Here is a 25607-nt window from a genome sequence, read left to right as displayed (position 1 = left end):
TTAGCGGAACCGGAAGGCCTTCATGAGCCGCAGGCTCCGGCTCATGAACTGCGCGTACTTCTCGTCGTCCATCCCCAGCGACGGCGCCATCGGAAGCAGCCGCTGCTGGGCGACCGTCTGGGCCTCCGTGTACTTGAGGATGCCCTCGGAGCCGTGGCGGCGGCCGAGGCCGGAGTCCTTCATGCCGCCCATCGGCGACTGGACGCTGCCGTAGGCGGGGGCGTACCCCTCGTTGACGTTCACCGTTCCGGTGCGCAGCCGGGCGGCGACCGCGCGGCCGCGCCCGCCGTCCTTCGTCCAGACGGACGAGTTGAGGCCGTACGGCGTGGAGTTGGCGTGCTCGATCGCCTCGTCCTCGGTCTTGAAGCGGTAGATGGAGACGACCGGGCCGAACGTCTCCTCGGCGCAGACGCTCATCTCCGGGTCGACGCCGTCGAGGATGGTCGGCTCGAAGAAGTACGGGCCGATGTCGGGTCGGGCGGTGCCGCCGGCGACGAGCTTCGCGCCCTTGGCGACGGCCTCCTCCACATGCCGGGTGACCGTCTCCAGCTGGCGCTCGCCGACCAGGGAGCCCATGTCGGCGCCGTACGCCAGGGACTTGCCCAGCCGCATCGCCTTGGTGCGGGCGGCGAAGCGCTCGACGAAGGCGTCCGCGATCGACTCGTGGACGTACAGCCGCTCGATGGAGATGCACAGTTGGCCCGCGGAGGAGAAGCAGGCGCGGACGGCGCCCGCGGCGGCCTTCTCCACGTCGGCGTCCTCCAGGACGAGCATCGCGTTCTTGCCGCCGAGTTCGAGCGAGACGCCGACCAGGCGGGCGGCGGCGCCCTTGGCGACCTCGCGGCCGGTGCGGGTGGAGCCGGTGAAGGAGACGTAGTCGGCGTGCCGGACGACCTCGGGGCCGACGACCGGGCCGTCGCCGAGGACGACCTGGAAGACGTCGGCGGGCAGACCGGCCTCTATGAGCAGGTCACGGGCCCACAGGGCGGTCAGGCAGGTCTCCGTGTCCGGCTTCATGACGACCGCGTTGCCCGTGACGAAGGCCGGCAGCGCGTCGCCGACGGACAGCTCCAGCGGGTAGTTCCAGGGGGCGATCTGGCCGACGACGCCGCGCGGGTGGCGCAGCTCGGTGACCTTCGTCAGCGTGGGCATGGCGCCCGCGTGCCGCTTCGGCTTGAGGTAGGCGGGTGCCTTACGGCCGTAATGGCGGGCCGCGACGGCTACGGCCTGCACCTCCTCGTGGGCGTGCAGACGGGCCTTGCCGGTCTCCAGCTGGATGAGGTCGAGGACCTCCGCCTGGCGTTCGAGCAGCAGGTCGTGGAAGCGGAGCAGGACGGCGGCGCGCTGCCGTACGGGAACCTGTGCCCAGACCGCCTGGGCCGTGCGGGCCGCCTCGAAGGCCCGCTGCACGTCCTCGGGCGTGGATTCGGGCAGGTCGGCCAGCTTCTCGCCGGTGAACGGCGTGTGGTTGGCGGTACGACCGGAGCCCACCACGCCCTTGGTGAGCTGGGCCACCAGCTCGGGGGTGACCACGTCGGCTGCGGTGCGGGCGCCCTCCGGGGCGGGGGCGAGGGGGTTCGTGCCGGTCTTGGCCGGGGCCTGCGCGTCCGTCATGAGGCGCAGGGTATGCCGGAGCGGGGGCTTTGTGTACCCGTCGGTAACGCGGATTCACCGAGTGCTCACATGCCGCCAGTGTCCACTGGCAACAAACGCGCTGATCAGGGCGTTGCCGAGGAGGTGCCGAGTCACTCGATCTCGAGTCGGTCACGGGCGCCCTTGTAGACGGCGGTGCCTTCCTTCTCCCGCGCGGTTCCCTTGGGCATCTTGACGCGCAGTGCGTACAGACGCGCGTCGTCGGTCATGACGAACAGCTCCATCACCCGGGTCGGGACGTCGCCGTCCTCATAGGTGGTGTCGGCGAGGACGGCGTCGTAGCCCTTGAAGCTGGTGTCGTTGTACTGGGTGGATGCCTTGTCGTCCGTCAGTTTCCAGTAGCTGGAGTGCAGGCCCGCCTGGCTCTTGAGCGGCTCGGAGACCTTGTCCCACCGGGTGAGCCGGACGCTGATGCGATCACCCTCGTAGATCACGAGCCGGGGTTGGTCGGTCGGGCTGCCCTGGCGGTGGAACAGCTCGTACCGGCTCGGCACGGAGAGGACGGCGCTCAGCTTCTCCTCCCGGTGTCTGGTCCAGGTGAGGGCGGTGGGGCTGGGGCTGGACGCCGGGGCGAGGGGGGCGGTGTAGACGGGGTTCATCGCCTTGCCGTCGTCGGTGTCGACGAGGAAGGAGGAGGTGGTGAACCAGGTACCGCCGACCAGGAGGACGCCGAGGACGGCGACCGGGACGGGGCGCAGCGTCCAGGAGCGGCGCCGGGACCCGGAGGTCGTGGGAGGTCCGGTCACCTCCGCGTCAGAGGTTCCCTCGACGGCTTCGGATATCGGCTCGGGCGCGGCTTCCGAACTCGCCCCTGATTTCGGCTCGGGCTTCGGCTCGCCCGTCTCCGCGGACGCCGTCCGGCCCCTCAGCCGTACCGTCCCCGAATCCTCCGCGAACTCCCGCAGCCCCGAAGCGTCCTGTGGCCCCGCCCCTGCCGAACCCCCGGAAGGGACCGGCACCGGCCACCCTTCCGCCACGGCCTCCAGCACCGCCCCGACCTCGGCCGCGTCGGGCCGCCGCTCGGGGTCCTTCACCAGCAGCCGCACGATCAGCGGCCCCAGCGGTCCCGCCTGCTCGGGCTCGGGCGGGTCGGCGGCGAGGATCGCGGCGAGCGTGGACTCCAGCGTGGTACGGCGGAAGGGGGACCAGCCCTCCACGGCGGCGTACAGGAGCACGCCCAGCGACCACAGGTCGGAGGCGGGGCCGGCGCCGCGGCCTGACATCCGCTCGGGGGCGATGAACTCCAGGGAGCCGACGAACTCGCCGCTGACGGTGAGGGACTCCTCGCCCTGGATGTGGGCGATACCGAAGTCGGTGAGGACGACGCGGCGATGCGGGCCGAGCAGTACGTTGGCGGGCTTGACGTCGCGGTGGACGATGCCGACGGCGTGCGCGGCGCGCAGGGCGCCGAGGACGGCGAGGCCGATGCGGGCGGCCTCGGTCGCCTCCACCGGGCCGCGCCGGAGGAGCTCGTGCAGGGACTCGCCGCGCACCAGCTCCATGACGATCCAGGGCAGCGTGTCCTCGACGACGACGTCATGGATGGCGACGGCGGACGGATGCTCGACGCGGGCGGCGGCGCGGGCCTCACGGTAGAGCCGGTGGGCGGCCCGCTGGTGAGCCGCGTCCTCCGGGTCGCCGGGCAACCTCGGCTGCTTGACGGCGACTTCGCGGTCCACGAGTTCGTCGAGCGCCCGCCAGACGGTGCCCATGCCGCCGGAGCCGATGCGCTCGATCAGCCGGTAACGCCCGCCGATCACGCGCCCGTTGGGCCCGGTGGGGCCACCGTCTTCGCTCATGCCCCATGCCTACCTTGCGGGGTGGGCCCTCCGCCAGTTCAGAGCTTGCCGATGTCCAGGTTCGCGATGGTCGTCCGCGCCACCTCACGTCCGCGGTCCGTGAAGTCGCCCTTGCCGGGGTAGCTGACGGTGAGCTTGTACATGTCCCCGGCCGAGGTCCTGTAGTAGAAGATCCTCATCTCACGCGGGCGCGGGTTCTGGGTGTCGGTGGTGGTGTAGACGATCGTGTTCTCGGCGGACTTGTGGCCTTGGTACGTGGTCTGCCTGGGGTCCGTCTTCGGGTTCGCCGGCATGCTCGCCTCGTAGTAGCCGTTCTCCTTGTAGTCGCCGTCGTCCTCGTACATCTCGGCGGCCGCTGACCCGGCGATGGAGTTGCTGGTGTCCTCGGCCTTCTTGTCGAGCCTCAGGCCGACCCAGATCGCGCCGCTCTCGTCGGCGTACGTGACCTCGTGACCGTCGTCCGCGTCCTCGGGCACGGTCCGCTGGTAGCCGTCGGGCACGGCCAGCGACGCGTTGAGGGCCTTCTCCTCGCGGATCTCCCAGTGGTCCGGCAACGGCCCCGCGAACGGGTCGGCGACCACCAGGTACGCCGTCACCGCCGCCGCGACGAGCGCCGCGCCCATCCCGAGCAGCGCCTTGCGCCCCAACCGGACGCCGCCCTTGACGCCCTCGGCGATCCGCACCACCTGAGTGGCGGCCGGGGCCGGCGGATTGGCCGTCTGCTCCAGCAGCGCACGTGTGCGCGCGGCGTTCGGACGGCGCGCCGGGTCCTTCTGGAGCAGGCCGTTGATGGCCTCGGCGAGCGGGCCCTGGGCCGCGGCGGGCGGCGCGGGGGTGGCGTTGAGGACCGACTGGAGGGTGGCCGCGGTGTTGCTGCGGCGGAACGGTGAGACGCCCTCGGTCGCCGCGTACAGGACGACGCCCAGGGACCACAGGTCGCTCGCCGGTCCCGGCCGCTGGCCCAGCACCCGCTCCGGGGCGATGTACTCGGGCGAGCCGACGAAGCCGCCGGTGTCGGTCAGATTGGTCTCGCCCTCGATCTGGGCGATGCCGAAGTCGGTGAGGACGACGCGGTCGTGGCGGCCGAGCATGACGTTGTCCGGCTTGACGTCACGGTGCAGGATGCCCGCCGCGTGCGCGGCCTCCAGCGCCCCGAGCACTTCGAGGCCGATTCTCGCCGCATCCCGGGCCCCGAGGGTGCCCTCCTGGAGCGCGTCGCCCAGCGAACGGCCCTGCACCAGCTCCATCACGATCCACGGCTGGCCGTCCACGACCGCCACGTCATGCACGTTCACGACCGCGGGATGATCGAGCCTGGCCGCGGCGCGCGCCTCGCGACGCATGCGCTCGAAGGCATTGGCACGTTCGCGTTCGGGAAGGTGATCCGGTACGCGGGGCTCCTTGACGGCGACCTCGCGGTCCACGGTCTCGTCCTTGGCCCGCCAGACGGTGCCCATGCCACCGTGCCCGAGCTTGGCGAGCAGCCGGTAGCGGCCCGCGATCAACCGCCCGGTACCGGGGTCCGGGGTGGGCGGGGCCGGCGGGGTGACGGGCTGGGCGGGCGCGGCGGCCTGCTGCGGTACGGCCGACTGCGGTACGGCCCGAGTGGGCGCCGCGTACGGGTTGTTCGGGTGGGGAACGGGCCCGGGCGGATTCGGCTGCGGCGGTTGCAGTTCAAAACTCGTCGGCTCGTCGGGCCGGTAAGGGGCTCCCCCGTTGCTGCTCATGGCTCCATCCATATCGCGGCAAGCGGTTCGGCATCCAGCGTGAACGCTTTCCGGTCACAGAGCCGTGACTCAGATCGCTCCTTATCTCCCCTTTATTCAGAGTTGGTGGGCACAAGGGCCGAAGTGCTCGGCGAGGAGTCCGCGCCGGGCGAGGCCGACGCACTCGGTGACGGGGTCACACTCGGCGAAGGAGACGTACTTGGTGACGGCGACCTACTTGGTGACGGCGACGGCGACCTGCTCGGCGAGGGCGACGGCGACGGCGACGTGGCGGTCGGCCCGCCCGAGGTCCCCGGCGCCGAACTGGTCGGCACGACACCCCCGTCGCCGCCGCCCCCGTTCATCAGCAGCGCCGCCGCCGACACCCCGGCCACCGCCATCGCGGCGACCAGCACGACGGTGGCCAGCATGCTGCGGGTCGAGTACGGGCGCTCGGCCGAGACCAGCGCGGTGGCCCTGCTGAACCGTTTCGGCACAAGTACGTGCCCCGTCTCCAGGAAGTCCCGCAGCATCCGCTCCGCCCCCGCCGCGTCCAGCCGCCGCCCGGGGTCCCGCTCCAGCAGCCCCTGCACGACGGGCAGGATCGGCGCCGCCTGCACGGGCGGACGTATGTCGTCGGACACCACGGCGAGCACGATGCCGCTCAACGAGTCGCGCCGGAACGGTGATTCACCGCTCAGGGCCGCGCACAACAGCGCGCCCACCGACCACAGGTCGGCGGCGGGACCGGTCCTGGACCCGGACATCCGCTCGGGCGCGGTGTACTCCGGCGAGCCGACGAAGGACCCGGACTCGGTGAGCGTGGACGTGCCCGGTACCTGGGCGATACCGAAGTCGGTGAGGACGACACGGTCGGTGCCGTTCTCGATCAGCACGTTGGCCGGTGTGATGTCCCGGTGCAGGACCCCGGCCTCATGGGCCGTACGCAGCGCGCTGAGCAGGTCGACGCCGATGCGCGCGGCCTCGGGTGCGTCGACGGGCCCGTGCTCCGCGATCCGGTCGGCGAGGGAGTCCCCGTCCACCAGCTCCATGACGATGTACGGGCGTTCGTCGTCCTTCAGGATGTCGTGGACGACGATGACGTGCGGGTGGCTCAGCTGTGCCACCGCCCGTGCCTCACGCAGCGTGCGCTGGCGCTGGCGCCGGGCCTCGGCCGCGGAGAGGGTCTCGTCGAGGGGGAGTTCCTTGACGGCCACCTGCCGCCCGAGTAACTGGTCGGTCGCCCGCCATACGACGCCCATGCCGCCGCGACCGAGCTGCTCCTCAAGGCGGTAACGCCCCGCGATCACACGGAAGTTGGCTCCCTCGGTCCCCATGCGCCCCATCATGCAGCAACGGACGGATCCACTCCGGGGCGCCGATCGGCCAACTCTGCAAAGGAGCAAAGGGTTTCAAAAGCCGCTCGACGGTCCGCCGGACCCTCAGGATCCGCTCGCCCGCCAACCCTGGAGCACCGCCGTGAACTGCTTGCGCGTGGTCGCCCAGTCGGTCACGGGCGAGGACATGTAGATCGCGTACTCCGTGCCGTCCCGGTCGATGTACGCCTGGTCGATGGCCCGGCGCGGCCCGGGGAACTTCGTGTCCTTGGCGAGAGCGGTCCACGTGTACTCCCACAGGGAGCCCTCGCGGTCGCGGTAGAGGTCCTTCTTCAGGTACACGGTCTCGTAGTCGACCAGCTTCCGCCGCACCTGCTGTTCCAGGTCGCGCTGGTGGTCGTAGGCGTTCGCGAAGTCGGGCGAGGTGTCGACGGCGACGCGGACGAAGTGCTCGCCGCCGTCGGGCGAGTAGTCGACCTGCTGGAGGCCGTCGACCTCCTCGCCGACCACCTCCCGGTGCCAGCCCTTGGGCAGGTAGAGGCTGAAGCCCAGGGGGTCCTTGTAGCGGACCCAGGACGAGGGGACACCGGCCTCCGGGCGCGGCGACTCGCTCGACGACTCGCTCGCCGTGGGGTCGGGAGCGGTCGAGACGGACATGCCGCCCGCCTCCGTCCCCCATTTCTGCAGCACCACGGCGGTACCTCCGCCGACGATCGCGGCGAGCGCGACGACGAGGGCGAGCGTGCGCAGCCGGCGGCGCCTGGTCGGCCGGGCGGGAGTGGCGCCGGTACCGGTGCCTGCACCTGCGCCGGTATTACGGCCGGTGCCGGTGCCCGCGGTGTCATACGGCGACCCGAAGCCCGTCGAACCGGTCATCGGCGGGTACGGCGTGCCGGTCGCCGGCGTCGCGGCCCCGGTGGGCGCGGCTCCCTCGGCGTGCGTGGGCCCCGTGCGCGCCTCCGGCTCGTACCGGGCGTGCTGGGTCGGCACGTACACCTGCGCCGCGCTCGGCCGCCGTCCCTCCGCCGCCTCGGCCAGCATCTGCTCGGCCTCGGCGGCGCCGGGCCGGGTGGCCGGATCCTTGCGCAGCAGGGCGCTGATCACGGGCGTGAGGGGGCCGGCGTGCTGCGGCTGAGTCGCCTCCTCCTCGACGACCGCCTGCATGGTGCCCAGCGGGGAGGTGCGGCGGAAGGGCGAGCGGCCCTCCACGGCCGTGTAGAGCGTCGCGCCGAGCGCCCACAGGTCGGAGGCGGGACCCGGGTCGTGGCCGCGCACCCGCTCGGGGGCGAGGTAGTCGACCGAGCCGACGACCTCGCCGGTACGGGTGATGGTGGTGTCGCCCTCGATCTGGGCGATGCCGAAGTCGGTGAGGAGGACACGGCCGTCCTCGGCGAGCAGGACGTTGCCGGGCTTGATGTCACGGTGCAGGACGCCGGCGGAGTGGGCGGCGCGCAGCGCCCGCAGCACCCACAGTCCGATGCGGGCGGCCTCGGCGGGCTCGATGCGTCCGTGCTCCTTGACCGCGTCGGCCAGGGAGTACCCCTCGACCAGCTCCATCACGATCCACGGCCGGCCGTCGTGCTCCAGCACGTCGTGCACGGTGACCACGGCCGAGTGGTTGATGCGCGCGGCGGCGCGCGCCTCGGCGCGGGTGCGTGCGAGCAGTCGCTCCTGGTCGCTCTCGGAGACGTAGAGCGCTGCGGTCAGTTCCTTGATCGCGACGGCCCGGTGCAGCACCTCGTCATGCGCACGCCACACTCGCCCCATACCGCCGCTGCCGATCGCGTCGGCGAGCCGGTAGCGGCCCGAAACGAGCTGGCCCTGCATCTGATTCACGTTGCCCCGCAATGCTCTTGACAGGCTCAGATTAAGGACCGCCCGACGCGACCGGAACCACGGGGGTGCCAAGGAGACCGCACTGTGATGCTTGTCGCTTTCGACACCCGGAAGCAACCGTCACCCAGGGTTCACAGTCGGAATCAGCCGGTCACCTGATACGTCGCAGACGCCTGCTCGAACAGCCGCGTCACCTCGTCCCGCTCGGCCTCCGGGCCGCGTACCTGCACCACGTGGTACCGCCCGTCGATCAGGATCGCGACGTTGCGTACGAAAAGCTCGCGCCCCTGGTCGTCGGTCCAGGTGAACTGCCCCTCGGCCATGGTCCGCTCGCCGACCTGAATGGTCTTCAGCCCGCCGGAGGAGGCCCAGCTGGAGTCGCGGTACGGCTGCAACTCCCGCTCGTGCTCCCGCTGGTAGACCATGGGGTCGCTGCCGTACTCGTCGGCGGTGTCCCGGCCGCGTACGACGATGAGGTCGAAGCCTCCGTGCGAGTACACGACCTGTCCGCGCCCGTTCTCCGGCGTGCGGTTCCAGCCGTTGGCGACGGCGATCTGGAAGCCTGCGCTGTCCTTGCGGAGGGTGAAGCCGTCCGGGACCTCGGGGCCGCTGGTCTGCGTCTCGGTGGAACCGGACTCCTCCGACGGGCTGTTGCCGGACTCCGGTGAGGTCTGGTCGGGCCGCGGCTCACTGCTCGCTTCGGCGGACTGCTCGGGTGCCGCCCCACCGGTCTGACCGGCGGCGCCGGTGCGCCCGGCATCGGCCGTGGCGCCGTCGCCCTGATCGGCCTTGGGCATGAACAGCATGGCGTACGCGATCGCCGCGGCCATGCCGAGCAGCACGAGCACCAGCAACGTCCGGCCGAGCCTGCGCGGCGAGTGCTCCGCCTCCCGCTTGGCCCGCTTGTGCCGCCCGTGATGCGCGGGCAGCCCGGCCCGACGCCTGCGCACCAGCTCGCCCCGGCGCCGCACGATCGGCAGCCGGTTCGGGTCGACGGGCGGGGTGGCGACGACATGCGTACCGGCCTCCGGCTCGGGCGCGGACCGCACGAGCGAGCGCAGCCAGCCCCGCAGCTCCTCGAAGTCGAGGCGCTCGGTGGGGTCCTGCCGCAGCAACGACTCCACGACCGGCCGGAGCGGCCCGCACTCCTCGGCGAAGGCGGGCGGCTCCGCGCACACCATCTGCACGAGCTCGGCCGTCGACTCCTCCGGATACGGCGCATGCCCCTGTACGGCCCGGAAGAGCAGCGCTCCCAGCGCCCACAGGTCGGTCGCGGGCCCGATCGGCGCGGCAAGCTGCCAGTTCTCGTGCACGGGACCGGCCTGCTCAGGCGCCCACCGCTCGGTCACGGGCCCCACCACGGCCATCCGCGCCTGCCGGGCCCGCTCGGCGGCGAGCGCGGTGGTGGGTCCACGGCGAGCGGGGGCGCCGGCCACGAGGTCGTCCCAGCGGGCCGGAGGGTGCGCGGAAGAGCCATCGGCAGCGGGCACCCCGCGCGCGGGAGACCCGGCAGCGTCGTCCTGCGCGGAAAAGCCGGCGGCATCCTGCCCGGGCGCACCCGGCCCGGGATGGCCGTCGGGGCCGGGAACGGGTACGCCGCGCGGGGGAAAGCCACCCGCACCTGGAGCGGGGGCTCCCGCAACGGGCAACGCCTCGCGGCCGGCAGCGGGCATGCCTGGGCCACCCGGGTGGGCGCCCGGGCCCGCCGGGGGAAGTGCCGTGCGAGCGTGCCCTTCGTCCGTGGGGGCGCCGACGGCCCCGCTACGGGGCACGGCACCGTGCCAGGACGGGGCCTGCACGCCGTACGGGTCGGCTATCCGGCCCGGGGGCGTGCTGGCGCCGTTGCCGCCGGAGCCGTACGGCTGCTGCGCCGCGCCGTTGGCCCGGGCGGCGGGGCCGTCCTCGGGCGCCGGTCGGACGCCGGGCAACGCGGCCCGCCCGTTCTGCTGGGTCTCCTGCACCCGGGCAGCGGCACGGGCGCCCGCCCGGTACGCGGCGATCGCTCCGGCCCGCGCGGCCCTGACGTCCCCGCCGGTTTCGAGGGCACCGCGCGGGGCCGTACCCGACGCCTCCGTCCCGATGCCCGCGTCGGCCCCGGGGACCGGCAGCCCTCCGGCCGCCCGCGCCTCGATGGCGGCACGCCGGGCGGCCTCGGGATCCGCGCCGCCCGTGCCGGGCCCACCGAACCCACCGCCGACGGCCGGCCCGCCCCCGAACGTCCCGGATCCGCCACCCCCGTCACCGTCACCGTCCTCGACCGGCACCGGGTCATACCCGCACAGCGCCTCCTCCGCGGCCCCGACCGCGAGCCCGGTGAGCATCACCCGGCCGTCGTCGCAGACGAGCACCGTACGGGCGGTGATGTTGCGATGGACCCAGCCGTGCGCGTGCAGCACCCGCAGCGCCATGAGGACGTCGGAGGCGACCTCGGCCGCCCGGTACGGCGTCAACGGCTTCTCGGCCAGCAGCGCGGCCAGCGGGCGCGCGGCCACGAACTCGCTCACTATCCACAACGAACCGCCCTCGGCGAACACGTCGAAGACCTGGTCCAGCCGTGGATGGTCGGGGATCCGCGCCGCGGCCTGCGCCGCCTCGACCGCCCGCCGTACAGCGGGGTCGCTTGGCCTGCGCGTACTCGTTCGGGACGAGGAACGCCGCCCCGCCCCGCGCTCGCGCGTATCGCGTGCCGTGAAACCGTCGGGGAGCCCCTCGGCGTCCAGCACCTCCGCCTCGACGACCTCCGGCAACGGCACCTGCCGGACGAGGACTTCCTGCCCGCTGTAGGTGTCGAAGGCGCGGGTCTCGGTAAGTTCGTACTCGTCGGAGGGCGGCAGCGGCAGGCGGTAGCGGTCGGCGAGCACCCGACCCGCATAGTCGTCCACGTTGCCTCCCCCGGCCGCCCGGTTGGTCAATTCCGTTCGCCTTGCGTCCCGTTCCCGACGCACGACCAAATGCGTTCGGTCCGCAAGCACTCACGATACGTGCCGGAGACAACTCGCAAAGCGGGGTTGCCGGATCTCACGCCTCAATCCCGGCCGTCACGAGCCCAAACCGAATTCCGCGCACTTCACGACTTCGGCTTGAACGAATCCGTCAACGTCTTCCAGGTGTCCTTGCGCAGCTCGCTGTCCCAATTCGAATCCTTCGCGGTGTACATCAGCGCATGTCCGAGTTGGTCGTTCACGACGAACCCGCGGTCGATCGTCCGGTACTTCGTACCGCCCTCGACATAGGTGAACTCCCAGTCGGCCGTGTTCCAACCGCGGTAGTCCACCTCCTCTATACGGATCCTCTTGTACTGCGAGCGCACCATGCCCCGCTCCTGGTTCTTCCAGTCCGCCACCGGATCACCCTTGGGCGTGGACGTCCAGGCGACGAGCAGCTTCTGCCCGTCGGGCCCGGTGAACCGGTCGCCCGCCGAATCCGTGGACTGGAGCTTCCACCCCTTGGGCAGCCCGATGGAGTACCCCTGGCTCCCCTTGTGGGTCTTCACGACCTTGCTGTCGCTCCCGGACCCCGCCTCGGCACCGCTCCCGCCGGTCGCGCTCGGCCCGGCACTCGGCGTGCTGCCGGTCTCGGCACCCTCGCCGGAGCCCGACCCGGCCGTCGCGGACGCCGACTTCTCGCCGTCCGCCTGCGTACGGTCGTTCTCGTCCGTCTTGGTGTCGGCACTGGCGCTGGCCTTGGCGGAAGCCTTGCCCCCGCCGCCATTCGCCGATGCCTTCGAGCCGCCGTCGTCGCCGAGCGTGAGCGCCAGCACCACACCGAGCACGACGAGCGCCACGGCCACCGCGATGATCACCAGCGTCCGCTTCGGCACCACATCGGTGAGCGGCGCCCTCGGCACCGGCCGCGGCGGCAGATCCGGCGGCGTCATCACGGGCCACCCGGAACTCCGGCCCCCGCTCTGCCCGTTCGCCGACTCCGCGCCCCGCTCACCCGCACCGGAACGGTCACCGGCACCGGCACCGGCACCGGACGCAGCAGCAACTCCGCTCGCCCCGGCGCCCGAAGGCCGCCCCGTACTCCCGCCCTTCGACGACGCCCCTGCCCCGCCCACTCCCGTGGACGAGCCCGCGGCCGCTGCCCCACCGGACTGCGAAACAGCCGTCTCGCCGCCGGACTTGGCACGAGCGGCAGCCGTCCCGGCCGCCCCCGCACCCGCCGCGGCCTTCCGCACGGACCGCAGTGCCCCGCGGAACCGCTCCCCGGCCTCCTCACCACGCTTGCTCCCGGCCCCCGAACGGCCCTTGCCCTCGGGCGCATCGGGCTGCGGCGGCAACGGCACGACCTTCGTCGCGTCCACCGGCTCCGGCTCGGCCTTGGGCGCGTGGATGACGGCGTTGAGCATCGCCCGCGCGCCGGCGTCGTCGAGCCGCTTCTCGGGGTCCTTGGTGAGCAGGCCGTAGATGACGTCCCTCAGCGGTCCCGCGTTCTTCGGCTCCTCCATCGGCTCGGTCATCACCGCCGTGAGCGTGGCGATCGCGGAGCCCTTGTCGTACGGCGGCACCCCCTCGACCGACGCGTACAACAGCCCGCCCAGCGACCAGAGGTCGGCCGCGGGACCCGGCTTGTGGCCGCGGGCCCGCTCCGGGGAGATGTAGGAGGGCGCGCCGACGAGCATGCCCGTCGAGGTGATGGAGGGGTCGCCCTCGACCTGGGCGATACCGAAGTCGGTGAGCACGACCCGGTCGGTGTCGGACTCCAGCAGGACGTTCGACGGCTTCACGTCGCGGTGCAGGATGCCCTCGCGGTGCGCGGACCGCAGCACGTCGAGCACGGCCAGGCCGACCTCTGCCGCCCGCTTGGGCTCCAGGAGACCGTCCTCCCGGATGACCTCGGCGAGCGACTTGCCCTCGACGAGCTCCATCACGATCCACGGCCGGTCGTCCTCTTCGACCACGTCGAACACCGTCACCGCGCTGTTGTTGCGGATGCGCGCGATCGCCTTGGCCTCACGCAGGGTGCGCGTGATCAGCCGCCGCTTCTCCTCCTCGTCGATGTTCGACGGGAACCGCAGCTCCTTGACGGCGACGGTCCGTCCGAGAGTCTCGTCCACCGCACGCCACACCGTGCCCATGCCGCCCCGGCCGAGCACTCCGCCCAGCCGGTACCGCCCCGCGAGGAGACGCTCGCGGTCGTCCTGCCGAGTGTCCTGACGAGATGTCCCCGCCCGCTCCGCCTCCGACATGCGTCCCCTCATACAACCCGCCCTGACAGAGCCTCCATTGTCTCTCACCCGACAAGTGCCCGACGCCCAGGGTGCCTCTGGCCCCGCCACCCGACCGCACGGCCCGGGGTCTCCACGCCCGGCGCACCCGAAGCCCGGTGAATCGCGCGTTCCGCTTGCCCGGCATGATGAGCCGCGACAAGGGAAGGAACCCGCATGGCACGACCGGCGACGCCCCTGCTCCGGACACTGGTGGCCCTTCCGGTGGCCCTGACGCTCCTCGGCCTGCTGGCCCCGGCACTCCTCGGCCAGTCCTCCACCTCCTCGTCGGCACGCACCGCCTCGTCGTCCTCCACCGCACAGGCGACGGACTCCCTTCTGCCCCGGCTGGTCACCCGGGGCAAGGCCCCCGCCGCCGCCCTGCTGGCCCGCGAGAGGACCGGCACCCACTACGTCCGGGCCGGCCAGGGCATCGCCCGCACCGACCACTTCCGCGCCGGCAGCATCACCAAGACCTTCATCGCGACGGTCGTCCTGCAACTGGCCGCCGAGCGACGGCTGTCCCTGTCCGCCCCGGTGGAGCGGTACCTGCCGGGCCTGGTGCGCGGGGCGGGCAACGACGGGCGCGCGCTGACCCTTCGTTCCCTGCTGACCCACACCAGCGGCCTGTACGACTTCGCCGCCGCGACCGAAGGCACCGTCCCTCTCACACCGCTTCAGGCCGTACGCATCGCACTCACCCACCCCCCTGCCGACGCCGGCAGCTTCTCCTACTCGAACACCAACTACGTCCTGCTCGGCCTGGTCATCGAGCATGTCACCGGCCGCTCCTACGCCGCCGAGGCCGAGCACCGTGTCATCACTCCACTGGGTCTGACCGGCACCTCCTTCCCTGGATCCCGCACCTCTCTGCCCTCTCCGCACGGCCGCGCCTACACCACCGACGGGACCGATGTCACCGAACTCGACCCACGGGTGGCCGGCGCCTCGGGCGAGCTGGTGACCACGCTCGCCGACCTCGACCGCTTCTACGCCGCGCTGCTCGGCGGCCGCCTGCTGCCCCCGCGCTGGCTGCGCGAGATGCTCGACACCCGTGCCGCACACGGCTCGTACGGCATGGGGCTCTTTCCCGTGAAACTGCCGTGCGGCACCGTCGTCTGGGGGCACAACGGGCGCATCTCCGGCAGCTACGTGCGCTCCGCGGCCACCGTCGGCGGTCGTCGGGTCCTGACCTTCCGGGTGAACACGACGGCGATAGCGGATCCCGGTCTCGAACCCCGGCTGCTCGCTGCCGAGTTCTGCCCTCGCACCAGGTAAAACGGCCGAGGTTCGAGCAGAGATCCCAACTTCCGCCACCCGTTCGGGTGACGCTCCGCCGGACTTACTACAACGGCACGATGTCCGGCGCCCCCAGCCGCGCCGCGTCCGCCGTCAGATCGTCGGGCTGCCGCTGCGACTCCCGTTCGGCCTCCACCCGCTTCTCGTAGTGCTGGATCTCGCGCTCGGTGTGGTCCTTGTCCCAGCCCAGCACCGGCGCCATCAGGTCGGCCGCCTCGCGCGCGCACCGCGTCCCCCGGTCGAACGTCTCGATCGAGATACGCGTACGCCGCGTCAGCACGTCGTCCAGGTGGCGCGCCCCCTCGTGCGAGGCGGCGTACACCACCTCGGCGCGCAGATAGTCGTCGGCGGACTGCAGGGGCTCGCCCAGCGTGGGATCGGCGGCGATGAGTTCGAGCACCTCCTCCGCCAGCGACCCGTACCGGTTCAACAGGTGCTCCACCCGCACCACATGGATACCGGTCCGCGCCGCGATCCGCGCACGCGCGTTCCACAGCGCCCGGTACCCCTCCGCGCCCAGCAGCGGAATGTCCTCCGTGACGCACTCGGCGACCCGCATGTCGAGCCCGTGCACCGCCGCGTCCACCGCGTCCTTGGCCATCACCCGGTACGTCGTGTACTTGCCGCCCGCCACGACGACGAGCCCGGGCACCGGGTGCGCCACGGTGTGCTCGCGCGACAGCTTGCTCGTGGCGTCCGACTCGCCGGCGAGCAGCGGCCGCAGGCCCGCGTACACGCCCTCCACGTCATCGCGCGTCAGCGGCACCGCGAGCACGGCGTTCACGTGTTCCAGCAGGTAGTCGATGTCCGCGCTGGACGCGGCCGGGTGCGCCTTGTCGAGGTCCCAGTCGGTGTCGGTGGTGCCGACGATCCAATGCCGGCCCCAGGGGATGACGAACAGCACGGACTTCTCGGTGCGCAGGATGAGCCCCGTGGTGGAGTGGATGCGGTCCTTGGGCACGACCAGGTGGATGCCCTTGGAGGCGCGCACGTGGAACTGCCCGCGCTCCCCCACCATCGACTGGGTGTCGTCGGTCCACACACCGGTCGCGTTGACGATCTGCTTGGCGCGGATCTCGTACTCGCCGCCCCCCTCGACGTCCTGCACCCGGGCCCCGACGACGCGTTCGCCCTCGCGCAGAAACCCGGTCACGCGCGCGCGGTTGGCGACTTGGGCGCCGTACGCCGCCGCCGTGCGCACGAGGGTGGCCACATAGCGGGCGTCGTCCATCTGGGCGTCGTAGTACTGGAGCGCGCCGACCAGGGCGTCCTTCTTCAGGGCGGGGGCGATGCGCAGGGCGTGACGTCGGCTCAGATGGCGGTGCAAGGGCATGCCCCGACCGTGGGCGCGGGCCATCGACATGATGTCGTAGAGCAGGACACCGGAACCGGCGTACAGCCGCTCCCAGCCCTTGTACTGAAGCGGATACAGAAACGGCACCGGCTTCACCAGATGCGGAGCCAGCCGCGATACCAGCAGCCCGCGTTCCTTCAGTGCCTCTCGTACGAGTGCGAAGTCGAGCATCTCCAGATAGCGCAGGCCGCCGTGGATCAGCTTGCTGGACCTGCTGGAGGTGCCCGACGCCCAGTCACGGGCCTCGACCAGTCCGGTGGACAGTCCGCGGGTCGCGGCGTCGAGGGCGGTGCCCGCGCCCACCACGCCACCGCCCACGACCAGTAGGTCCAGCTCACGCTCGGCCATTGCTGCGAGTGACTCGGCGCGCTCCGCCGGCCCCAGTGTCGCTGTCCTCACCGCTGCCTCCCGCTCATCGGTCGCGTAGGCCGCACCCGTCGGGCGAAGCCCGCTTCGTACCCCCCATGCCCAAAATTCTGACCGGGTTGCCCGAGTTCAGCCACCACGCGCCCCCAGCCTGTGGACAACACTCACGGAAACGCGATCATTCAATGCCGCAAATCGGTCATATTTACTCCTAGTCTGACATTGCGCTCCCTCGGTCTGTCCACAGGGCTTGCGCACCTGCTCCACTTCGGTTACTGGGAAGGACGGCCCACGCCATGCCCGCAGATCTCGCCGTCATCGGACTCGGCCCGTACGGCCTGCCGCTGGCCAAGGCCGCCGTCGCGGCCGGCATCCCCACGCTCGGTTACCGGACCGGGCCCGAGGCCGCCTCCCTCAGTCCCGCGGAACTGCGCCGGATGCTCTCGGGGGGCTTCCGGCATGCCACCAGCCCCGCCGAGCTCGGCCGCGTACGCACCGCAGTCATCTGCGCGCCGACCCCGCTCGGCGAGAACGGCGGGCTCGACCTGAGCCAGGTGGAGGCGGCCGCCCGCACCCTGGCCGCCCGGCTGCGCCCGCACACCACCGTCATCCTGGAGTCGCCCGTCCCCCCGGGCACCACCGAGAACGTCCTGCGTCCCCTCCTCGAAGAGGGCTCGGGGATGGTCGCCGGCCGCGACTTCCACCTGGCCTACTCCCCCAGCCGCATCGACCCCGGCAACCGCGACTTCACCCCCGCCAACACCCCCAAGGTGATCGGCGGCCTCACACCCGCCTGCACCGAGTCGGCCGCGGCCTTCTACGGCCGCCTCACCGACAAGGTGGTACGCGCGCGTGGCCCGCGCGAGGCGGAGACCGTGCAGGTCCTGGAGACCAACTTCCGGCACGTCAACATCGCCCTCGTCAACGAAATGGCCGTCCTCTGCCACGACATGGGCGTCGACCTGTGGGACGTCATCCGCTGCGCGGAGACCAAGCCCTTCGGCTTCCAGGCCTTCCGTCCCGGCCCCGGCGTCGGCGGCCACGCCGTCCCCCAGGACCTCACCGCCCACGCCGGCCGCACCCTGCGCATGGTCGAACTGGCCCAGCAGGTCAACAGCCAGATGCCCCAGTACGTCGTCCAGCGCGCCGCCGCCCTCCTCAACGAGCACGGCAAGTCCGCGCGCGGCGCCCGCATCCTCCTCCTCGGCGTCACCTACAAGCCCGACCTCGCCGACCAGCAGTCCGCGCCCGCCGAGGAGGTCGCGGTCCGCCTGATGCGGCTGGGCGCCTCCCTCAGCTACCACGACCCGCACATCCCGTCCTGGAACGTCCTCGACCGCCCCGTCCCGCGCGCGGACTCCCTGTACGAGTCCGCCGCCGACGCCGACCTGACGATCCTGCTCCAGCAGCACCGGCGGTACGACCTTCAGGGGCTGTCGGTGAAGGCACAGCTGCTGCTGGACACGCGGGGGGCTACGCCTACGGGGGCGGCGCATCGATTGTGAGGGGGGCGCGTGTGGGTGGTTGTGCTTCTGAGGCTGGTGGCGCGCCATTCCCTGGCGTCGGTAGCGTACGGACTCGGAGCCTGTCGGCCCGGCGGCGGGCTCCAGTGGTAACGGGTGTCCGTCCCTACCTCTCAAAGGGACAGCCGCTCATCGCTCTGACGCCAGGCGGGCGATCCGGTACCGTACAAAAGAGATGGAGCCTGCCGCAGCGGGTACTGCGACAGGCTCCTGGGAAGTTACGGGTGTCCGCCCCTACGTCTCATGGGGGCGGCCGCTCACTTCCCGAAATACCACAAGATGCACCTCCTCCGGAACTTCACCAGCCGAAGCCAAGTGCGATCCCAGCGGGTGGGCTTGCGGTGACGGCCCATGGGCGCGCCCCCTTCCACGATGCCGCCCATATCCCCGGTAGGCGATCCGTTCGGAGTTCGGGCCGGGCCCCGAGGGCCGGGGTCCGGAACATCTCCTTGGAAGGGGCGCCCCAGAGAGCTTGGGTCGCCGATCACGGGCACTACCGACTTCCTTCGCCCGTTCAGCCCGCATCCGCCCCAAACGCAACCACGCGCCCCTCCCCCACAACACGCCCCCACCCAGCCCCACTTGAGCACGCCAGGGCACGCAAAAGGGCCGGTCACCCCATCCGGGGTGACCGGCCCTTCCCTGACGTATCGGCCGTAGCCGTACCGGCTACCGCTGGTGCTGCGAATCCGCCACCGCGACCTCGACCCGCTGGAACTCCTTCAGCTCGCTGTACCCGGTCGTGGCCATGGCCCGCCGCAGCGCCCCGAAGAAGTTCATCGAACCGTCCGGCGTGTGCGACGGCCCCGTCAGCACCTCCTCGATCGTGCCGACCGTCCCGAGGTGCACCTTCTTGCCTCGCGGCAGCTCCTCGTTCACGGCCTCCATGCCCCAGTGGTGGCCCTTGCCCGGCGCGTCCGTGGCACGCGCCAGCGGGGAGCCCATCATCACGGCGTCGGCGCCGCAGGCGATGGCCTTGGGCAGGTCACCGGACCAGCCCACGCCACCGTCCGCGATCACGTGGACATAGCGACCGCCGGACTCGTCCATGTAGTCGCGGCGCGCCGCCGCGACGTCCGCGACCGCCGTGGCCATCGGCACCCGGATGCCGAGCACGTTGCGCGTGGTGTGCGCGGCGCCTCCGCCGAAGCCCACGAGCACGCCCGCGGCGCCCGTCCGCATCAGGTGCAGGGCCGCGGTGTACGTGGCGCAGCCGCCGACGATCACCGGGACGTCGAGCTCGTAGATGAACTGCTTCAGGTTCAGCGGCTCGGCCGCACCGGAGACGTGCTCCGCCGAGACGGTCGTACCCCGGATGACGAAGATGTCCACGCCGGCGTCGACGACCGCCTTGGAGAACTGGGCCGTGCGCTGCGGGGAGAGCGCGGCGGCCGTGACCACGCCCGAGTCGCGCACCTCCTTGATGCGCTGCCCGATCAGCTCCTCCTTGATGGGGGCGGCGTAGATCTCCTGGAGGCGGCGGGTGGCGGCCTCGGTGGGCAGCTCGGCGATCTCGTCGAGCAGCGGCTGCGGGTCCTCGTAGCGCGTCCACAGACCTTCGAGGTTCAGCACGCCGAGGCCGCCGAGCTCGCCGATGCGGATCGCGGTGGCCGGGGAGACGACCGAGTCCATGGGAGCGGCCAGGAAGGGCAGCTCGAAGCGGTAGGCGTCGATCTGCCAGGCGATCGAGACCTCCTTCGGGTCGCGCGTACGACGGCTGGGGACGACGGCGATGTCGTCGAAGGCGTACGCCCGGCGGCCGCGCTTGCCGCGCCCGATCTCGATCTCAGTCACGATGTGTGGCCTTTCCCTGATGCGTTTCAGCGTCTACCAGTATCGCCGACGGGCACGACAAGGGCGGCCCCGGATGTTTCCGGGACCGCCCCTGAAGGACCGGTGCCTGAGGACCGCTGCCTACTTACGGCTGTAGTTCGGCGCCTCGACCGTCATCTGGATGTCGTGCGGGTGGCTCTCCTTGAGGCCCGCGGAGGTGATCCGCACGAAGCGGCCCTTGGACTCCATCTCGTCGATGGTGGCCGCGCCCACGTAGCCCATGGTCTGACGCAGCCCGCCGACGAGCTGGTGCAGGACGCTGGACAGCGGGCCGCGATAGGGCACCTGGCCCTCGATGCCCTCGGGCACGAGCTTGTCGTCGGCGGCGACCTCGGCCTGGAAGTAGCGGTCCTTCGAGTACGACTTGCCCTGGCCACGGGACTGCATGGCACCGAGCGAGCCCATGCCACGGTACGACTTGAACTGCTTGCCGTTGATGAACTGCAGCTCGCCCGGCGACTCCTCACAGCCCGCGAGCAGCGAGCCCAGCATCACGGTGTCGGCGCCGGCGGCGAGTGCCTTGCCGATGTCGCCGGAGTACTGGAGGCCGCCGTCGCCGATCAGCGGGACGCCTGCGGGGCGGGCGGCGAGGGATGCCTCGTAGATGGCGGTGACCTGCGGGACGCCGATGCCGGCGACCACACGGGTCGTACAGATGGAGCCGGGGCCCACGCCCACCTTGATGCCGTCGACACCGGCGTCGATCAGCGCCTGGGCGCCGTCGCGGGTGGCGACGTTGCCGCCGATCACATCGACGCCGACGCTGGACTTGATCTTCGACATCCAGCTGAGGGCGTTGCTGTTGTGACCGTGCGAGGTGTCGACGACCAGGAAGTCCACGCCGGCCTCGGCGAGTGCCTGGGCGCGCTCCAGGGCCTCGGGGCTGGCGCCGACGGCGGCACCGACGAGGAGACGGCCCTCGGCGTCCTTGGCGGCGTTGGGGTACTTCTCCGCCTTGACGAAGTCCTTGACGGTGATCAGGCCCTTGAGGACACCGGCGTCGTCGACGAGCGGCAGCTTCTCGATCTTGTGCTTGCGCAGCAGGTCCATGGCGTCGGTGCCGGAGATGCCGACCTGGCCGGTGACCAGCGGCATCGGCGTCATGACCTCGCGCACCTGACGGCTGCGGTCCGACTCGAAGGCCATGTCGCGGTTGGTGACGATGCCGAGGAGCTTGCCAGCCGGGTCGGTGACCGGGACGCCGCTGATGCGGAACTTGGCGCACAGGGCGTCGGCCTCGGCGAGGGTCGCCTCGGGGTGCACCGTGATCGGGTCGGTGACCATGCCGGACTCGGACCGCTTCACCAGGTCGACCTGGTTGACCTGGTCCTCGACGGACAGGTTGCGGTGCAGCACGCCGACGCCGCCCAGGCGGGCCATCGCGATCGCCATGCGGGACTCGGTCACCTTGTCCATGGCCGCCGAGAGCAGCGGGATGTTCACACGGACGTTGCGGGAGATGCGGGACGAGGTGTCGACCGCGTTGGGGAGCACCTCGGATGCGCCCGGCAGCAGCAGCACGTCGTCGTAGGTCAGCCCGAGTGTCGCGAATTTACCGGGCACTCCGTCGACGTTTGCAGTCATGACACCTTCCCCAAATGGCCTTGATCGGTGCGGATGTCCATGCTAACGGGAAGCAGGGGTGGCAAATTCCACGGTGCGGGGCCGCTCCAGGCTTCGTATGTTCGTACGGAATCGGCACGGCGCCCGTTCAGGAAACGCGGCCTACTGCTCGGCCAGCGCCCGCAGCCTGCTCAGGGCCCGGTGCTGGGCCACCCGGACCGCGCCGGGTGACATTCCCAACATCTGACCCGTCTCCTCCGCGGTCAAGCCCACCGCGATCCTCAGCAGCAACAGCTCCCGCTGGTTCTCGGGCAGGTTGGCCAGCAGTTTCTTGGCCCACTCGGCGTCGCTGCTCAGCAGCGCCCGCTCCTCCGGGCCCAGCGAGTCGTCCGGGCGCTCGGGCATCTCGTCCGAGGGGACCGCCGTGGAACCCGGATGGCGCATCGCCGCCCGCTGGAGGTCCGCCACCTTGTGCGCGGCGATGGCGAACACGAACGCCTCGAAGGGGCGGCCGGTGTCCTTGTAGCGCGGCAGCGCGAGGAGCACGGCGACGCAGACCTCCTGGGCGAGGTCCTCGACGAAGTGCCGGGCGTCGCCCGGCAGGCGCGACAGCCTGGTGCGGCAGTAGCGCAGCGCCAAGGGGTGGACATGGGCGAGCAGGTCGTGCGTGGCCTGCTCATCCCCGTCGACGGCGCGGTGAACGAGCCCACCGATCACCGTCGTCTTGTCCTCGCGCATCGGTCCATGGTGCCTTGCGGCCGATTCATCCGTGGCACCGCGCCCGATGTTGTGCACCGAAGCGTTATGAGCAGGTGCGCCGGCACTCATCCCCTGCGCCCTCCCCTTCCGCTCGACCGACTCGTCCCCGAGAGACTCCACACCTCAAGGATGCGGCATCCGCGCCGAAACGAGCAGCGGGCGCCGACAGGACCGATTGGCCGACCTCGCAGCCGCGCCCCCAAAGGGGCGCGGGGAACTGCGCGACCAGCCACAACAAACCCGCAGCCGCCGGACGGCACAAGGCGGCACCCCGGTGGAGCGCTTAGCGCACCAAGCCCCACCGGAAGCCGAGCGCCACCGCATGCGCCCGATCCGACGCACCCAGCTTCTTGAACAACCGCCGAGCATGCGTCTTCACGGTGTCCTCGGAGAGGAACAGCTCGCGACCGATCTCGGCGTTGGAGCGACCGTGGCTCATGCCTTCCAGCACCTGGATCTCACGCGCGGTGAGCGTCGGCGCGGCGCCCATCTCGGCGGAGCGCAGCCGCCGCGGGGCAAGGCGCCAGGTCGGGTCGGCCAGCGCCTGCGTCACCGTGGCGCGCAACTCCGCGCGCGAGGCGTCCTTGTGCAGATAGCCGCGGGCACCGGCGGCGACCGCGAGGGCCACGCCGTCCAGGTCCTCGGCGACGGTGAGCATGATGATGCGCGCACCGGGGTCGGCGGACAGCAGCCGCCGCACGGTCTCGACGCCGCCCAGACCGGGCATGCGTACGTCCATCAGAATCAGGTCCGAGCGGTCGGCGCCCCAGCGGCGGAGGACTTCCTCGCCGTTGGCCGCCGTCGTCACGCGCTCGACGCCGGGCACGGTCGCGACCGCGCGGCGAAGCGCCTCTCGGGCAAGCGGGGAGTCGTCGCAGACGAGGACGGATGTCATGGCCGCCCTCCGCAGCTGATGCACGTCACCTTGAGCCTCCAGGCTGGTACGAAATCGTCACCTGTGCGGTCGACCGTCTCGGACGCCTGCCCGAGCCCTTGTTCCTTCAACCGCCTCCGCCCTCTCAACGACGGTCACTCGAAAGAGTTACGGGGGCATGTGCCGTCTTCGGCACTCTACGTGAGGGGGCGGACACGGGGCAGACATGCACGACGGACCCTCAACCTTTCATCACAACCCATGCCCCATTCAGCCCTTTTTCTTCCTGTTTGCTGGCGTTTGGGGCTAGATTCGCAATGAGTCATATTTTCATCTTCTTAGATCGTAGATGTACGGTCGTAGACACCGTATCCGCCCAGAACGGCTACAAGGGGTCACGCAATGGCAGATTTCTCCCGCCTTCCCGGACCGAACGCGGACCTGTGGGACTGGCAGCTGCTGGCTGCTTGTCGCGGGGTGGACAGCTCGCTCTTCTTTCATCCGGAGGGCGAGCGCGGTGCGGCTCGGAGCGCTCGAGAGAACTCGGCCAAGGAGGTCTGCATGAGGTGCCCGGTCCGCGCGCAGTGCGCGGCACATGCGCTGGCGGTGCGCGAACCGTACGGCGTCTGGGGCGGCTTGACCGAGGACGAGCGCGAGGAGCTCATGGGGCGGGCACGCAACCGGCTGGTGTCGGCAGCGTCGACGACCAGCGGAGAAGCCGGCTCGCATACCTGAAGGAACGTTTCTGCACGTAAGGGCACGCGCACGCGTGCCCTTCTTCTTCGCTAGCGGGCGGCGGCTCGGGCCAGTTGGTCGAGGGTCGCCGCGACGGCCGGCACCTGCGCCAGGTCGGGCAGCGTGAGCGCCACGATCTCCCGCCGGACCGCCGGTTCCAGCGTCACCATGCGCACCCCTCGCGGCCGTACGGACTCGACGGCGAGCTGGGGCAGGACGGCCACGCCCAGGCCCGCGCCCACCAGGCCCACGACCGCCGGATAGTCGTCGGTGGCGAAGTCGATACGGGGCGTGAAGCCGGCGCTCTCGCACACCTCGACCAGCTGCCCCCGGCAGCGTGGGCATCCGGCGATCCACGGCTCGGCCGCGAGTTCCCCGATGGCGACGGGCCCGGCGGACGCGGTGCGTGCGAGGCGGTGCCGTTCGGGGACGAGGCCGACGAGACGGTCCGTCAGCAGGGGGCGTACGACCAGGTCGTCCCACTCCTCGGGGCCCGCGGCCCCCTCGTACCGGAAGGCGAGGGCCACGTCGCAGTCGCCCTCGCGCAGCATCTCGACGGATCTCGGCGGCTCGGCCTCCTCCAGGGAGACCCGGGTGCCGGGGTGCGCGGCGCGCAGGGCGGCGAGGGCGGTCGGGACGAGGGTGGAGCTGCCGCTGGGGAAGGAGACGAGCCGGACGCGCCCGGCGCGCAGCCCGGCGATGGCGGCGACCTCCTCCTCGGCGGCGGTGAGTCCCGCCAGGATTCCGGCGGCGTGCCGCACCAGGGCCTCGCCGGCCTGGGTGAGCCGCATCTCGCGTCCGCTGCGGATCAGCAGGGGCGTGCCGACGGAGGTTTCCAGGGCCTTCATCTGCTGGCTGACGGCGGGCTGGGTGCAGCCCAGTTCGCGGCCGGCCGCGGAGAAGGAACCGGTGGCGGCGACGGCGCGCAGGACGCGGAGGTGGCGGGCTTCGAGCACGGAACCGAGCATAAGCGAACCTTGGGGCACTCGCCGAATAATGCGTCGACACTTTGGAGGCCCGTCCCCTACCGTGCCCGTCATGAAGCTTCTCTCAGTGAACCTGGGCCAGGCGAAGCCCGTGCCGAACACTGATGACCCCCATGCCGTGACCGGCATCGACAAGCGGCCGGTGGCGGGGCCGGTGCGGGTGGCGGCGCCCGGGCCCAAGGGCATCGGGGGGAGCGGGCTGGCCGGGGACGCGGTGTGCAAGAGGGAGCACCACGGCGGTGACGACCAGGCCGTGTACGCGGTGGCGCGCGAGGACCTCGACGCGTGGGAGCGCGAGCTGGGGCGGTCGCTGGCGAACGGCGGGTTCGGCGAGAACCTGACGACGTCCGGCCTGGACGTGTCCGGCGCGCTGATCGGCGAGCGCTGGCGGATCGGGTCCGAGGTGGTGCTGGAGGTGACGTGCGGCCGGATTCCCTGTCTCACCTTCCAGGGCCATCTGGGTGAGAAGCAGTGGGTGAAGCGGTTCACGGCGAAGGGGGCACCGGGCGCGTATCTGCGGGTGATCGAGCCGGGTGAGATACGGGCGGGCGACGCGCTGGAGATCATCCACCGTCCGGATCACGAGGTGACGGTGGCGCTCCAGTTCCGGGCGGTCACCACGGATCGGACACTGCTGCCGCGGCTGCTGGCGGCGGGTGCGGCGCTGCATCCGGAGGCGTTGGACGCGGCACGGAAGTATGCGGCGCAGCACGGGGGCTGACGCACGCTCACCGCAGGGGCCTTCGCCCGGGCTTCACTGATCGGGAGGGCCCGT

General features: G+C 71.5%; 17 protein-coding genes. 4 read left to right on the top strand and 13 right to left on the bottom strand.

Annotated features, from left to right (window positions below):
* The 7 genes from ADK36_RS19760 to ADK36_RS19730 all read right to left on the bottom strand — a co-directional run bounded on the left by ADK36_RS19760 (position 1) and on the right by ADK36_RS19730 (position 13522).
* Positions 1 to 1614, bottom strand: coding sequence for a succinic semialdehyde dehydrogenase (locus ADK36_RS19760; RefSeq protein WP_048586952.1), 1614 nt, complete (start codon positions 1612 to 1614; stop codon positions 1 to 3).
* A gap of 131 nt (positions 1615 to 1745) precedes the next feature.
* Positions 1746 to 3452 carry a serine/threonine-protein kinase gene (locus ADK36_RS19755; protein ID WP_053198466.1) on the bottom strand — a complete coding sequence of 569 codons (1707 nt, stop codon included), beginning with the start codon at positions 3450 to 3452 and terminating at the stop codon, positions 1746 to 1748.
* A 38-nt stretch (positions 3453 to 3490) separates the two neighbouring features.
* Positions 3491 to 5179 (bottom strand): serine/threonine-protein kinase, encoded by a 1689-nt coding sequence (locus ADK36_RS19750; protein WP_053215129.1) that lies wholly within the window; start codon positions 5177 to 5179, stop codon positions 3491 to 3493.
* Between the two features lie 92 nt (positions 5180 to 5271).
* Complete coding sequence (locus ADK36_RS19745) at positions 5272 to 6495, bottom strand: serine/threonine-protein kinase (protein WP_078942668.1); 1224 nt, start codon at positions 6493 to 6495, stop codon at positions 5272 to 5274.
* Between the two features lie 105 nt (positions 6496 to 6600).
* Entirely contained in the window at positions 6601 to 8322 is a 1722-nt protein-coding gene (locus ADK36_RS19740; protein WP_048584830.1) for a serine/threonine-protein kinase, read from the bottom strand.
* 152 nt (positions 8323 to 8474) lie between these two features.
* Complete coding sequence (locus tag ADK36_RS19735) at positions 8475 to 11213, bottom strand: protein kinase (protein WP_053198479.1); 2739 nt, start codon at positions 11211 to 11213, stop codon at positions 8475 to 8477.
* A 185-nt stretch (positions 11214 to 11398) separates the two neighbouring features.
* Complete coding sequence (locus ADK36_RS19730) at positions 11399 to 13522, bottom strand: serine/threonine-protein kinase (RefSeq protein WP_048584832.1); 2124 nt, start codon at positions 13520 to 13522, stop codon at positions 11399 to 11401.
* A 195-nt stretch (positions 13523 to 13717) separates the two neighbouring features.
* Here ADK36_RS19730 and ADK36_RS19725 point away from each other — a divergent pair, with 195 nt between their 5' ends.
* Complete coding sequence (locus ADK36_RS19725) at positions 13718 to 14818, top strand: serine hydrolase domain-containing protein (protein ID WP_048584833.1); 1101 nt, start codon at positions 13718 to 13720, stop codon at positions 14816 to 14818.
* Positions 14819 to 14885: 67 nt separating this feature from the next.
* Here ADK36_RS19725 and ADK36_RS19720 read toward each other — a convergent pair whose 3' ends face one another.
* Positions 14886 to 16592, bottom strand: a complete 1707-nt coding sequence (locus tag ADK36_RS19720) for a glycerol-3-phosphate dehydrogenase/oxidase (RefSeq protein ID WP_078916532.1) — start codon at positions 16590 to 16592, stop codon at positions 14886 to 14888.
* 263 nt (positions 16593 to 16855) lie between these two features.
* Between ADK36_RS19720 and ADK36_RS19715 the strand changes: the two genes are divergently transcribed.
* On the top strand, positions 16856 to 18064 hold the full coding sequence (locus tag ADK36_RS19715; protein ID WP_053198461.1) for a nucleotide sugar dehydrogenase: 1209 nt from the start codon (positions 16856 to 16858) through the stop codon (positions 18062 to 18064).
* A gap of 687 nt (positions 18065 to 18751) precedes the next feature.
* Here ADK36_RS19715 and ADK36_RS19710 read toward each other — a convergent pair.
* The 4 genes from ADK36_RS19710 to ADK36_RS19695 form a co-directional block, all read right to left on the bottom strand.
* The gene (locus ADK36_RS19710) at positions 18752 to 19876 is read right to left on the bottom strand and encodes a GuaB3 family IMP dehydrogenase-related protein (RefSeq protein ID WP_048584836.1); all 1125 of its coding nucleotides are present in this window, start codon (positions 19874 to 19876) and stop codon (positions 18752 to 18754) included.
* A 120-nt stretch (positions 19877 to 19996) separates the two neighbouring features.
* Positions 19997 to 21499: an IMP dehydrogenase gene (gene guaB / locus ADK36_RS19705; protein ID WP_048584837.1), complete on the bottom strand. Its 1503-nt coding sequence runs from the start codon at positions 21497 to 21499 to the stop codon at positions 19997 to 19999.
* A gap of 141 nt (positions 21500 to 21640) precedes the next feature.
* Entirely contained in the window at positions 21641 to 22216 is a 576-nt protein-coding gene (locus tag ADK36_RS19700) for a sigma-70 family RNA polymerase sigma factor (RefSeq protein ID WP_048584838.1), read from the bottom strand.
* A 304-nt stretch (positions 22217 to 22520) separates the two neighbouring features.
* The gene (locus ADK36_RS19695) at positions 22521 to 23132 is read right to left on the bottom strand and encodes a response regulator transcription factor (protein WP_003948568.1); all 612 of its coding nucleotides are present in this window, start codon (positions 23130 to 23132) and stop codon (positions 22521 to 22523) included.
* Positions 23133 to 23513: 381 nt separating this feature from the next.
* On the opposite strand from ADK36_RS19695, the gene ADK36_RS19690 reads away from it, so the two are divergent.
* Complete coding sequence (locus ADK36_RS19690) at positions 23514 to 23846, top strand: WhiB family transcriptional regulator (RefSeq protein WP_030046445.1); 333 nt, start codon at positions 23514 to 23516, stop codon at positions 23844 to 23846.
* A 50-nt stretch (positions 23847 to 23896) separates the two neighbouring features.
* On the opposite strand, the gene ADK36_RS19685 is transcribed toward ADK36_RS19690, so the two are convergent.
* Complete coding sequence (locus ADK36_RS19685; RefSeq protein ID WP_048584876.1) at positions 23897 to 24802, bottom strand: LysR family transcriptional regulator; 906 nt, start codon at positions 24800 to 24802, stop codon at positions 23897 to 23899.
* An 82-nt stretch (positions 24803 to 24884) separates the two neighbouring features.
* On the opposite strand from ADK36_RS19685, the gene ADK36_RS19680 reads away from it, so the two are divergent.
* Complete coding sequence (locus ADK36_RS19680; protein ID WP_048584839.1) at positions 24885 to 25553, top strand: MOSC domain-containing protein; 669 nt, start codon at positions 24885 to 24887, stop codon at positions 25551 to 25553.
* Positions 25554 to 25607: the final 54 nt, after the last annotated feature.

The organism is Streptomyces viridochromogenes, assembly GCF_001270495.1.
GTDB lineage: Bacteria > Actinomycetota > Actinomycetes > Streptomycetales > Streptomycetaceae > Streptomyces > Streptomyces viridochromogenes_A.
The sequence above is the reverse complement of the archived record's forward strand: the minus strand, read 5'-3'. Positions and strand labels throughout refer to the sequence as shown.

Excerpts from the sequence above, each read along its gene's own strand:
- ADK36_RS19690 (WP_030046445.1), top strand. The coding sequence starts at position 23,514 with ATGGCAGATTTCTCCCGCCTTCCCGGACCGAACGCGGACCTGTGGGAC.
- ADK36_RS19730 (WP_048584832.1), bottom strand. The coding sequence starts at position 13,522 with ATGTCGGAGGCGGAGCGGGCGGGGACATCTCGTCAGGACACTCGGCAG.
- ADK36_RS19725 (WP_048584833.1), top strand. The coding sequence starts at position 13,718 with ATGGCACGACCGGCGACGCCCCTGCTCCGGACACTGGTGGCCCTTCCG.
- ADK36_RS19715 (WP_053198461.1), top strand. The coding sequence starts at position 16,856 with ATGCCCGCAGATCTCGCCGTCATCGGACTCGGCCCGTACGGCCTGCCG.
- ADK36_RS19745 (WP_078942668.1), bottom strand. The coding sequence starts at position 6,495 with ATGGGGACCGAGGGAGCCAACTTCCGTGTGATCGCGGGGCGTTACCGC.
- guaB (WP_048584837.1), bottom strand. The coding sequence starts at position 21,499 with ATGACTGCAAACGTCGACGGAGTGCCCGGTAAATTCGCGACACTCGGG.
- ADK36_RS19755 (WP_053198466.1), bottom strand. The coding sequence starts at position 3,452 with ATGAGCGAAGACGGTGGCCCCACCGGGCCCAACGGGCGCGTGATCGGC.
- ADK36_RS19680 (WP_048584839.1), top strand. The coding sequence starts at position 24,885 with ATGAAGCTTCTCTCAGTGAACCTGGGCCAGGCGAAGCCCGTGCCGAAC.
- ADK36_RS19750 (WP_053215129.1), bottom strand. The coding sequence starts at position 5,179 with ATGAGCAGCAACGGGGGAGCCCCTTACCGGCCCGACGAGCCGACGAGT.
- ADK36_RS19700 (WP_048584838.1), bottom strand. The coding sequence starts at position 22,216 with ATGCGCGAGGACAAGACGACGGTGATCGGTGGGCTCGTTCACCGCGCC.
- ADK36_RS19740 (WP_048584830.1), bottom strand. The coding sequence starts at position 8,322 with ATGCAGGGCCAGCTCGTTTCGGGCCGCTACCGGCTCGCCGACGCGATC.
- ADK36_RS19695 (WP_003948568.1), bottom strand. The coding sequence starts at position 23,132 with ATGACATCCGTCCTCGTCTGCGACGACTCCCCGCTTGCCCGAGAGGCG.
- ADK36_RS19760 (WP_048586952.1), bottom strand. The coding sequence starts at position 1,614 with ATGACGGACGCGCAGGCCCCGGCCAAGACCGGCACGAACCCCCTCGCC.